The sequence below is a fragment of the Escherichia sp. 20412-1 genome, from assembly GCF_003027595.1.
GTDB lineage: Bacteria > Pseudomonadota > Gammaproteobacteria > Enterobacterales > Enterobacteriaceae > Escherichia > Escherichia marmotae.
Genome location: NZ_PYQM01000069.1, coordinates 1 through 9,990 on the forward strand (window position 1 = coordinate 1; position 9,990 = coordinate 9,990).

General features: G+C 48.0%; 14 protein-coding genes. 2 read left to right on the forward strand and 12 right to left on the reverse strand.

What is annotated here, in order from left to right:
• Window positions 1-94 (forward strand): transposase domain-containing protein (locus C7B16_RS24710; protein WP_143192629.1); only part of this gene is annotated, 94 nt, incomplete at its 5' end.
• Window positions 95-374: 280 nt separating this feature from the next.
• On the opposite strand, the gene C7B16_RS23060 is transcribed toward C7B16_RS24710, so the two are convergent.
• The 12 genes from C7B16_RS23060 to C7B16_RS23120 all read right to left on the reverse strand — a co-directional run bounded on the left by C7B16_RS23060 (window position 375) and on the right by C7B16_RS23120 (window position 7,142).
• Complete coding sequence (locus C7B16_RS23060) at window positions 375-1,217, reverse strand: DUF4942 domain-containing protein (protein WP_078206098.1); 843 nt, start codon at window positions 1,215-1,217, stop codon at window positions 375-377.
• Between the two features lie 84 nt (window positions 1,218-1,301).
• Entirely contained in the window at window positions 1,302-1,499 is a 198-nt protein-coding gene (locus C7B16_RS23065; protein WP_012908799.1) for a DUF957 domain-containing protein, read from the reverse strand.
• An 11-nt stretch (window positions 1,500-1,510) separates the two neighbouring features.
• On the reverse strand, window positions 1,511-1,999 hold the full coding sequence (locus C7B16_RS23070; RefSeq protein ID WP_078206074.1) for a DUF5983 family protein: 489 nt from the start codon (window positions 1,997-1,999) through the stop codon (window positions 1,511-1,513).
• On the reverse strand, window positions 1,996-2,373 hold the full coding sequence (locus tag C7B16_RS23075; protein ID WP_096941311.1) for a TA system toxin CbtA family protein: 378 nt from the start codon (window positions 2,371-2,373) through the stop codon (window positions 1,996-1,998). The genes C7B16_RS23070 and C7B16_RS23075 overlap by 4 nt, the downstream gene beginning before the upstream one ends.
• A 46-nt stretch (window positions 2,374-2,419) precedes the next feature.
• The gene (locus C7B16_RS23080; protein WP_107180215.1) at window positions 2,420-2,794 is read right to left on the reverse strand and encodes a type IV toxin-antitoxin system YeeU family antitoxin; all 375 of its coding nucleotides are present in this window, start codon (window positions 2,792-2,794) and stop codon (window positions 2,420-2,422) included.
• A gap of 162 nt (window positions 2,795-2,956) precedes the next feature.
• Window positions 2,957-3,178: a DUF987 domain-containing protein gene (locus tag C7B16_RS23085; RefSeq protein WP_001552746.1), complete on the reverse strand. Its 222-nt coding sequence runs from the start codon at window positions 3,176-3,178 to the stop codon at window positions 2,957-2,959.
• Window positions 3,179-3,246: 68 nt separating this feature from the next.
• A complete protein-coding gene (gene radC, locus C7B16_RS23090) occupies window positions 3,247-3,723 on the reverse strand; it encodes a RadC family protein (protein ID WP_021566731.1) in 477 nt (158 codons plus the stop codon).
• 15 nt (window positions 3,724-3,738) lie between these two features.
• The gene (locus C7B16_RS23095) at window positions 3,739-4,221 is read right to left on the reverse strand and encodes an antirestriction protein (RefSeq protein ID WP_107180216.1); all 483 of its coding nucleotides are present in this window, start codon (window positions 4,219-4,221) and stop codon (window positions 3,739-3,741) included.
• Window positions 4,222-4,312: 91 nt separating this feature from the next.
• Window positions 4,313-5,131, reverse strand: coding sequence for a DUF932 domain-containing protein (locus tag C7B16_RS23100; RefSeq protein ID WP_107180217.1), 819 nt, complete (start codon window positions 5,129-5,131; stop codon window positions 4,313-4,315).
• A gap of 90 nt (window positions 5,132-5,221) precedes the next feature.
• Complete coding sequence (locus C7B16_RS23110) at window positions 5,222-5,455, reverse strand: DUF905 family protein (RefSeq protein WP_107180218.1); 234 nt, start codon at window positions 5,453-5,455, stop codon at window positions 5,222-5,224.
• 5 nt (window positions 5,456-5,460) lie between these two features.
• Window positions 5,461-6,138, reverse strand: a complete 678-nt coding sequence (locus tag C7B16_RS23115) for a hypothetical protein (RefSeq protein WP_107180219.1) — start codon at window positions 6,136-6,138, stop codon at window positions 5,461-5,463.
• Between the two features lie 119 nt (window positions 6,139-6,257).
• The gene (locus C7B16_RS23120; protein WP_107180220.1) at window positions 6,258-7,142 is read right to left on the reverse strand and encodes a GTPase family protein; all 885 of its coding nucleotides are present in this window, start codon (window positions 7,140-7,142) and stop codon (window positions 6,258-6,260) included.
• Between the two features lie 184 nt (window positions 7,143-7,326).
• Between C7B16_RS23120 and C7B16_RS23125 the strand changes: the two genes are divergently transcribed.
• Window positions 7,327-8,457 carry a hypothetical protein gene (locus C7B16_RS23125; RefSeq protein ID WP_107180221.1) on the forward strand — a complete coding sequence of 377 codons (1,131 nt, stop codon included), beginning with the start codon at window positions 7,327-7,329 and terminating at the stop codon, window positions 8,455-8,457.
• Window positions 8,458-9,990: the final 1,533 nt, after the last annotated feature.

Here is a 9,990-nt window from a genome sequence, read left to right on the forward strand (position 1 = left end):
GTATCTGCGCCATATCCTGAGCGTACTGCCGGAATGGCCCTCCAACCGTGTTGACGAACTGCTGCCATGGAACGTAGTTTTCACCGATAAATAAGTGTCAATACGGCGCTCTGTTGACGCTTACCAAACATCGTCGAAAATGGCGAGAAATACAGCACGCAAATTACATGTTGCAACGGCCAGAAATTTACCGTAGCCAGAAAAAGAAAAAGCCCCGCTTTTCAGCGAGGCCTTATGAATAGTGGTGCCGGACTCGGAATCGAAGAATGCTTCTATCATGTTGATATTGGTTTATTTTGTTTGGTTTGGTGAAAGATGTACCCTCTTTTGTACCCGCAGTCCCTTTTGATATCGAAAGGGAATCAAACTCGGGGTCAGGCTGAGAGCACAGAAGGAAAGTGCCTGGCTATTATATCGTTAATTCTGTCAATCAGCTCCAGCCTTTTGAAAGTGATGTGTGCAGATCCCTTCTTAAAGTATTTAATGATGAACATCTCATCTTCATAGCGTCCTTTACCCTGAACGGACTGTATGTGGTCATCCAGATTAATGGTGATATTCCCCCGGTTGTCGGGGATCGGTTTACCGCTGAGCAGATGCAACATTCTTTCCAGGTCAGCCAGGCGATCTGCCTGCATTCCACTGATAAGATGAAATCCCCACTGGTCCCACCTCACCAGATTGTTGACGATAATTTTACTGCCAAATTTACAGGGTGAGTTGGTTTTGTAATCCCAGCTCAGCCCTTTGAAGACGTTGAACACTCCCCGCTCAAACACTTCATCCTTATTCTGGTGCAGTTGTTCAAATGTGCTCAGAATGTTCGCTTCACTGATTTCCGGAAAATTATCATATTCCAGTGACCTGTACCATGTGTCCCGGGTCTGCGCATCCATCAGACTCTGCATCCCGGAACGTTGCATCAGGTCACGCCAGATTTCGCGATCGAGATTGCGTGTGATGGCTTTCATTGCGGTTTCCGGTTTCTCCATCAGCCAGCAGCCGCAGCGAAAATCCTGTTTCATCGCCCAGTTCAGGGCGGTTTTACCTCCAATACTTTCTGTCAGTACTGAGATTTCTGCCAGTTGCCGGATAAGTGTGTCGATTTGCAGCAGCGCACTCTTTCGTACAGCCAGAATGTGGCGGATACTGGTTGAGCAGATAACGTCCGTATGCCCGTTGACCAGTTCCGGGCGGGAGATTGTGATATCTGACATCATCGTTTTTCCTTTTGGTTTATAAACGAAAACGCCAGCCGTATTCAGGCTGGCGTCAGTGGAATGAAGTCTGGTGAGTGAGATTCACCGGTTCTGGTGCAGAAGCTGCAGTTGGCGCAGGGTATGGATATCCTCCCTCGCCTGTTCAATACAGGACAACAGTGCTGCCGAATCCGTTTTATCCTCATTGTTGTCAAAGATAATTCCGGATTCGCAGTCGATATTGTCCTGCAGCCACGCAATCAGAATATCCAGTGCGGTTTCCGTGGTTAATGATTTCATGTTGCTCCTGGTTACCAGTTGAAAGTGGGTAAACCCGGCAGGCATTCAGCGCTGGCATCCAGATGAATGAGACTGACACCATAACGTCGGGTAAGTGTGACAACCAGACGGCGGAACGTTTTTGACAGCCCCAGGCGCTTAAGCCGCAGAACCGGATACGGCCACGCATCAGTACGTAACAGATAGCCGCTGCCGGTAAAATGAATCCATTCTGATTCACCGAAGTCACTGGTCTGGTGTGACAGCGAGTACAGCCAGGCGTTGTCCGTTTCCGTGATATGTGCGGTACTGCAGCGTATACCGGTCAGGGCAGCAAATGGTGGCATGCAGTCTGTTGAGGCCCGGTCAGATGCATCAACAACACGAAGGGAGTGGCCATTATCACAGACCACGTTAATCAGTTCAGCGAGATTAACACCATCGACGTCAACGACAATGCGTCCCATGTTCAGTGCCTGCACGTTAATGCTGTCGGCTTCCAGCGTCAGGGCCAGTTTCATTGTTTCGCCTCCGGATGTTTCCCCTGGGTAATGTTATTTACCGTTCTGTAGTTATCGCGGGTCATCAGGCCGGTTGCCCTGCGAGCCCGGAGAATATCAATACTGTTTATTAACTGAGAGCGGGTACAGGCGCTGAATCCCGGCTGGTCGGTACGTACCAGTGCGTATTTTTCCACGAGAAAGTTCACTGCATCACACAGTGAAATGCCAGCTTCAATATGCTGCTCAATCACACGTTCATCGGCGAACGGTGTGTCATTCAGTGTGAGGCCATAGTGCTGGTCCAGCAACCGGGACAGCAGTGTCTGCCAGATGGTGACGGGAGACGGGCAGCGAGATACCTCCCGTACATGTGTGTCGGATAATGTTTTCATCTTAAGTTCTCTGTAACTGGTAGTGCTAAAGGTGAGAGCTTCGGGGTTATGAGGTGGTTGCGGGTGCCGGTGTCGGATAAACAGTCAGATAAACGTAACCACAGGAGCCGAGGGTGTCGGCTTCGCAGGTCAGCCCTTTTGCATACAGCGTGACGGTATGCTGATGTCGGGGATTCAGTTCACCGCTGGTGAGCATGAGTTCCAGTTGTTTCATCAGCAGCGGAAAGGCCTGGTCCAGATGGTATGCATCTGCGTCGCTGAAGCGGCCTCTGATACCGGCGTGGTCGGCAAGGTAATGCAGGTGGTTACCCTCCTGCACCAGACGGGCACCAAAACAGGGCCTCACTGTGCAGGGAAGCCCCCACCAGGGGCGGTCGTGATTGTCGTCGGGATGAGTTATCCCGGAGAGTTTGTCTGACACGATAAAATCCTCTCTGAAAAGTGGTTAAGAATGGTTTAACGATGACAGGTCAGCCGGCGCGCTGACCGGTTTCGGTGAAGATGTATGCATTGATGAGAATGGCCTCATCCACAGCGGCGTCTAAGGTCATCTGGTCGTACTCGTTTCCCGGGTGACGGAACATCAGTTCAGGGTGACACTCATCAGCCGGACATACGGGCCAAAACTGTCCTTACGGCGTTCAGCAAACACGGCCAGCACACCGGGAATATCCTGCACTTCACGACCGGTATACGCTTCAGTGCCACCGTGCCAGCGGTATTTGCCGGTACAGAACGGAAAAAGACGGGATGCAGGATGCTGACTGTGAATACGCATGGCTTCACCACGGGTGATGATTTTCATAGTGTGATACCTCTGAAGACAGAAGATAAAAGTGAAAACAGGTGTGATGTGGTTGTGACGGTGACGGGTTAAAGCAGACCGTGTTCCGCAAAGGAGAAAACCTGGCTGCCACCGACTATCAGATGGTCCGGCACCCGGATATCCACCAGGGCCAGTGCCTGAACCAGACGTTCAGTAATAAGCCGGTCTGCCTTACTGGGGGTGACTTCGCCGGACGGGTGATTGTGCGCCAGCACCACGGCAGCGGCATTGTGGTACAGGGCGCGTTTAATCACCTCCCGGGGATGGACTTCCGTGCGGTTGATGGTGCCGGTGAAGAGGGTTTCACCGGCAATCAACTGATTCTGGTTGTTCAGATACAGCACCCGGAACTCTTCACGCTCCAGTCCCGCCATGTTCAGAATCAGCCATTCCCGTGCCGCACGGGTGGAGGTGAAGGCCACGCCGGGTTCATGAAGATGGCGGTCCAGGGTTTTCAGGGCCCGCAGAATGAGGCTGCGCTCTCTGGTTGTCATTTCTCCGGGCAGAAAGGAAAGCTGCTGCATTGTCCCTGCCTCCATTCAGTCGATGATGCGCATAATGGCGTTGCATTCCGGATGCTGCAGGGCGTAATCCCGCAGCCGGTAATAATGGACCGTCATGGCATAACACTCCGTACGACAGGCATGATGGCTGTACGTCATCAGACAGGCGGCAATACCGGCGGCTTCCGGGCTCATTTCAGCGCGGTTACCGTTCATGGCACTGAACAGTATCCAGGTTTCATCATCGTCATCCGGTTCGGGTGCCATAAATGCCCCGCCGTTGTTCAGAGTGTACAGATTCCAGATACCACCGCAGTAGTCTTCGCACAGACGGTCCATCCAGCCGAAAACACGGGGCTCCAGGGTCACCCACTGTGGAATGAGGCCAAAATGCTGCGGCCAGAAGCTGATGCGCTGTTCATCAGGGACTATGGTGGCAACCAGCTGAGGCTGGTCATTCCCTGATGCAGCGGTTACGGAAACAGAAGGAGTGGTGGAATTATGCGAGACGGTTGTCATGAGATTATTCCTTATAAAAAGCAAATGAATGGAAGAATGCCCGGGGACTGGTACAGACGTGAGTCAGGGCTACACTTTCAGGGAAACAGCATCAGCGCATGCTCTCCAGCATCGTTTCTGCCATCACCCACAATGCGCGATTGAGCTTAATGTCGGTATCAATGCTGTGAATGGCCCGGGTATGGATACGTTTTCCTTTTGCACTGCGACCGGAAATTCCGCCTTTCAGCATATTCTCCTGGATGGTCTGATATGCACTCCACAGGTCCTTACCGTAATCCTCCCTGCGTCGTGGTGTCAGAATGTCGGCGGTGGTGACGGGCTGATGTTCGTCACCATAACGGTAAGTCAGCGCCGCCTGTGCCAGCGCCTGGCGTGCCGGTGGCGGTAAGAGCAGCGACTGCATGGCATCACGCTTTTCCTCAATCCGGTCAAACACGCCCACCACTTCGTAAGCCCCTTCGATGACCCTGTCCACCACGTTTCCCCGGTGTGGAATACGCACTTCCCCCAGAGACTGGCCACAGACGCACCCGTTCTGGCAGACGAACCTGAAGTAACCCGGCAGCATCTGGTAGCTGGAGGTACCGTCATGGGAGTTGAGCAGAATGATTTCAGGGACATGTTGTCCGTTTATCTCCCCGTCACGGCGCAGACGCAGCATGTGTTTGGTATACCCCCGGCGGCCCGGGTCACGTACGCGGGTCTGGCAGGCGAAAAAGGGCTGGAAGCCTTCCCGCTGCAGGCTTTCCAGTACGGTGATGGTGGGGATGTACGTATAGTTCTGGCTTCGGGACGTGTGTTTCTCTTCCCCGAAAATCCCCGGCACATGGTGCATCAGTTCTTCATGTGTCAGCGGACGGTCATGGCGTATCTGGTTTACATGACCAAAACGACTGGCTAATCGCATGATTTGCTCCTTATGAATGAGTTGGCGGTATAAATGAAAAAGCCGCGTCTCCCGGAGAAGACGCGGCCTGATGGGTGAAATGAATGACGTTTATTGCCTGAGAATTCCCTCACTGGCGAGCCACGCATTAAGTTGTTTGCCGGCATCGGATTCAAAATTCCAGTACCGCCAGCGCAACTGACCTTCAGCATTACGGATAACCAGCCGGAAATGCGTTCCCTGGTCATCTTCAATAAGCACATTGCGGTAAGCTGTTGTGACGGTAACCGCCTGTTCGCGTGAGAAAGGGCCTTCGGGCAATAAAACAGGGTGACAGTCCGACATACCGACTATTTTCCGATAAATTCAACGCTGGCACCGGTGGCATTACCGTCAGCACCAACCGTGACAGTCACTTTGTCGTACGCACGGTCTTCAGGATTGAACACTTCAAACTCAACCTTATTGCCTTTTACTTCGTAAGAGCCAAAATCAGCGGTTTCTGTTGTTTCCTCGTCATATTCCCGGGCGTATGCCTGCCGGGCAGCCTGCAGGACGGAATCTTTATTAATGGCGGGTGTCTGTTTCGGGGAAAAACCGGCAAGTGACGTGACAAATTTCGGGCAGACCTTCAGCATATCACCGCGGGTGAATTCCATTCGTACACCAAATGCCTGTAAAACGGACACATCACGCTCTGCTATGGAGTGAGCGGCTTTTTTGACCATTTCCGGCGCCTGTCCGGCTTCCACCTCAACAGCCCTGAATCCTGTCTGCTGATTACACATTTGTGATGTGGGGATCAGGTTACCGTTAATGCTGATACGGCTGCCCAGGAGCGTCTGTACGCCATTCGGGCACCCCTGCATCAGGCCGGTGATACTGATCGTGCCATTTTTCAGCATCACCAGCGCCTGACCATCCTCCGTCATGGTCTGGCACCAGCCGTTTTTGACAGCCCAGTTACCGGCGGAGGCGGAGAAGGATGCCACAGTGAAAAGCAGGGGAAAAAGCATTCTGGTATTCATGGGTTACCTCAGAAATTAAAGAGTGCGTTATTGATAATGACAGACGGCATACGGCAGCGGTTGCCGTAATCCGTTGTCGTGTAAAGGTATACGTTTCCTCAGGGCAAAAACCGGGACGTTCAGAACAGGTGATCCCACAGTGTTTCCAGCAGTCGGATAATGCGGTCCCGGGCTTTACGCAGAAGCTGTAACATCCAGACCGGAAAACTGAACCGGGCAACGGCAGCGTCAAAGCTTTTCCCGATGGCGTCACCAAAAGTCTGTTGTGCGTGTTTCCGGGCCTGTTCAGAGCGGTTTTCCCCCCGGATATGTGAATAAACCGCGCTGGTTGCCTGTGGTGGCAGTGCGTGGATCATCAGTGACACCAGTGCCGGAATATTCCAGCCGACAGGCGCGGCAACGGAGAGTACCGGAAATGATGAAGGGAACAGGGTTGCTACCCGGGCTGTCACCGTCGCCAGCGAGAGCGCCTGCTGACGGGACGGGCATTTTTCTGTGTCGTTCCAATCGCCGGCAGGAAACACGCGATCGGCATGGCTGAGAACAAACAGAAAACGCGAGGGATCTGCACCTTCATTCAGTAAAAACTGATGCATGGCAATATCGGCAGCATACGCACGTTCATCAGCCCGCAGGATCCAGATAATCAGATCCAGTTCCGGTAGCAGCTGACGATAAAGTGTCCGGTATTCCTGATCATGCTGCGGTGTTTCACCAATGCCGGGCAGATCGACCAGCGTCATTCTGCGTTCACCGAGCTGCAGGGTAAGACGATGAGCCTGGCGGGTGCAGCCGTTCAGAGGATGTGTGGCGCAGATACGGGACTGAAAAATGGCATTACACAGACTGCTTTTGCCTGTACCGGATTTACCCATAATGCCAATCACGGGCTCGTAATGAATAACACAGTGGAGATGTTCAAGGATTTTCTGGCGAATTTCTTCAGGAAGAAACGTCAGATATGATTTCACTTGTGCGGAGAGGGAAGAATGGCTGAATGACATACCGTTATCCTGTTGATTTCGCTGAACCGGATCACACTAATCCGGTTTATCATTCATGTAATATGGACGTGAAAAATGATGGAATGTCTGAATTACAGACATGATCGTTAAAGTGTAATGGAGTATGAAGTGAGTTTTTCCGAACGGGAACTAATGACATACTGCGGTTTCAGGAGATGAGAGGATGACCGGACGTAAAAACAAATGCGTCAGAAAAAATTGTAACAATCAGGTTTTCTCAGTAAAAATGGCAGTGGAGAAAAGACTGTGCAGAAAACATTATGAGAGGTTTTGTGAGCTCAAAAAAAGAAGAGAGCAAAATCCTGTTCACAGATTAAATGAAGCATTGCCAAGAAAGATAAAAGGATCCAAAAGTAAGAAAAAATTAGTAAAAGAAAGAGAAATCATTAACAGCAGGAAGAAACATAAACAGGAGCAGGGACCATCGCTGGCTGAACTTAATAAAAAAGTTCGTGAGATACTGAAAACTCCGGCATGGAGAACGCTGGAAACGAGAATTCGAAGAAACGGTATCACATTTAAATCAAAAGCAGAGTTAGATGTACTTTCTGAACTTTATGCAATTTATTCATGGGTTTCATATTGCAAACGGGGCGATAATTATTCTGTGTGGTTTTTGAATTGTCCGGATGTAAATATAAATCTTCATGTGTGCGAATGCAGGTCTTCTGAAAGCGATTGTTATCTACCATCCCGTTTTATTATCCTTCCAGCTCCATTAAGGCAAAAAGTAAAAAGAAAATACCCTGCTAATTCGTCTGGAGTGTCAGGATATAGTGATTCAAAAAGTCTTTATAAGACTGTTTTGTCTGTTTGTGGTGGGAAAAGAGAAACCGAATTGTTCTTTTATTCACTGCCAGTAAAGACTAATCATCATCCTTACTGGATTAAAAGTGGTGTGGTTAAAAGATTTCCGCCTATTTTTGGCTTGTTGTTTTATGAACAGGAAAGGTTAACAGGAGGTGTTTTTCGTTATGTGTTGATAAAGTTTTATAATGCTTTTAAGGAGAATTTGTTTTTTGTTGAGATTGTCTCGTGCTGTTTTCTTGTTGAGTTTTTTCATGATATTGATTCATTTTTTATAAATCAACGATTAAGTAAGTTGGAAAGTTTTATAGATAAGTGGAGGGAGGGTAAAGAAATCTGGATAAAAGCATATCTACAACTGATACATAATGCATTGGGAATAACTGAAACAGAAAAACTCGTCAATCTATATAATTCATTTTTTACTGATAAAGTGGTTCTCTGGGATGAATCAGTAAAAAAAGTTAAGTGGATTTATGAGAAATAGCACCATTTAACTGAAAGCTACCATAACGTCTTTTTGATCACACGCATGATAATGCATCTCATTTAAATTTCGTTTTTTGGGTCATGGAAATTTTCCGAACATCAGTGATAATGAGGGTTTTGTTGTTTTTGTTTCTGCAATGTTTGAGGGCTGTTCCTGGAGACGATTCGTTGCTTGTGAGCAAGTGGTGGTCCGCTTTACTGGACAAGTTTTGCATTTGTTGAGTGGTGAAATGGAAGTAAAAAGAGCCCCTTTCTGGCAATGACTGAAAAAGTCAGTAGCGTGTGACAGTAAAAACTAACATAAAGTGATTATCGTATGATTATGACAATAACTTATAACTTTTATGAAAAGAACAACAGAAACTACGAAGCCATAACAGATTCCTGAGATCATGTTTTCTGAGGTAGAGAAAATAATTCAAGAGTAAACCAGTTTGTTTTTTGGTCAGTAAAGAACCATGCCTGATGTGAAAACGGGTAATCAACATTCAGTCTGCATGGATGTTTGGAAGAGTTGAGAATGTCGGTATGATACTATATACACGTATTTAACTAAGCATTTCAGTAAGTGTTATACACGTATTTTCATAAACACTTCTACAAGTGTTTTCGTTAAGCATTGCTATACACATCCAGTTTAGTAAATCTTTACGTTAACTAAATCAGTTTAATGCTGCTGTAAAACCTTTCTGCTTCAGCAATCAATCTGCTATTCGATTTTACTGATGTTACGTTTAACCTTTCCTGATATTTCGAGTTTCGACGTTAGCATGAGAAAAGTATCTTTACGCTAAATCAACCCGAACTTTCCTGAAGTAATCTGACGTTCTTTTCGATGTGCTTACGACGATTCTGTTAAACGACTTTCTGGATGTTTTGATAACAATAAGATTTAGGCATTAACGATTCCTGACGTTTTTCTTTTCCGTGTAAGGTCATTGTTTTCGTCATGAGGTTTCTTCTTGCATTGCGAAAGTGTGATGAACGGTTTTGGTGTTTTGATTCAGATGAAGTTTACGTTATCGATGGTTAATCGTTTTTATGGTGCGTAGTGAAACGTAACGCTTTCAGGAAGGGAAAATCGATTCTGATGGGGATGATCGTGTAACGGCGTTATCTGTAAACAGGTTTTAAACATGTCATTCGCATCCGTGATTGAGTTGTGTGATTAAGCTGTAGGTTTTGGCGTTGTTGTTGATTTGCATTACCAGGAAGCGTTCTGGTTGCGTTTCTGGTGTTTTGTTTGAATGTTCTGTGGATCCTTTTCCCTTCTGACTTTTCTCGTTGTCCATGTCGTTTTTAAATCCATTCGCTGTTCTTGAGTGTTTTTACCCTGCGTGTAGGATTATCTTTTTGTTCCGGGATGGTTTGTTCCGTTTCAATCACTCTTAATCAGAAAGTTGTAGCATTGTAGTGGCACACTAAATTTGGCCACCTGAACAGAGGTGATATGCTCACCTCAGAACAACACAGGTGCTCCAATGAAAAAAAGAAATTTCAGCGCAGAGTTTAAACGCGAATCCGCTCAACT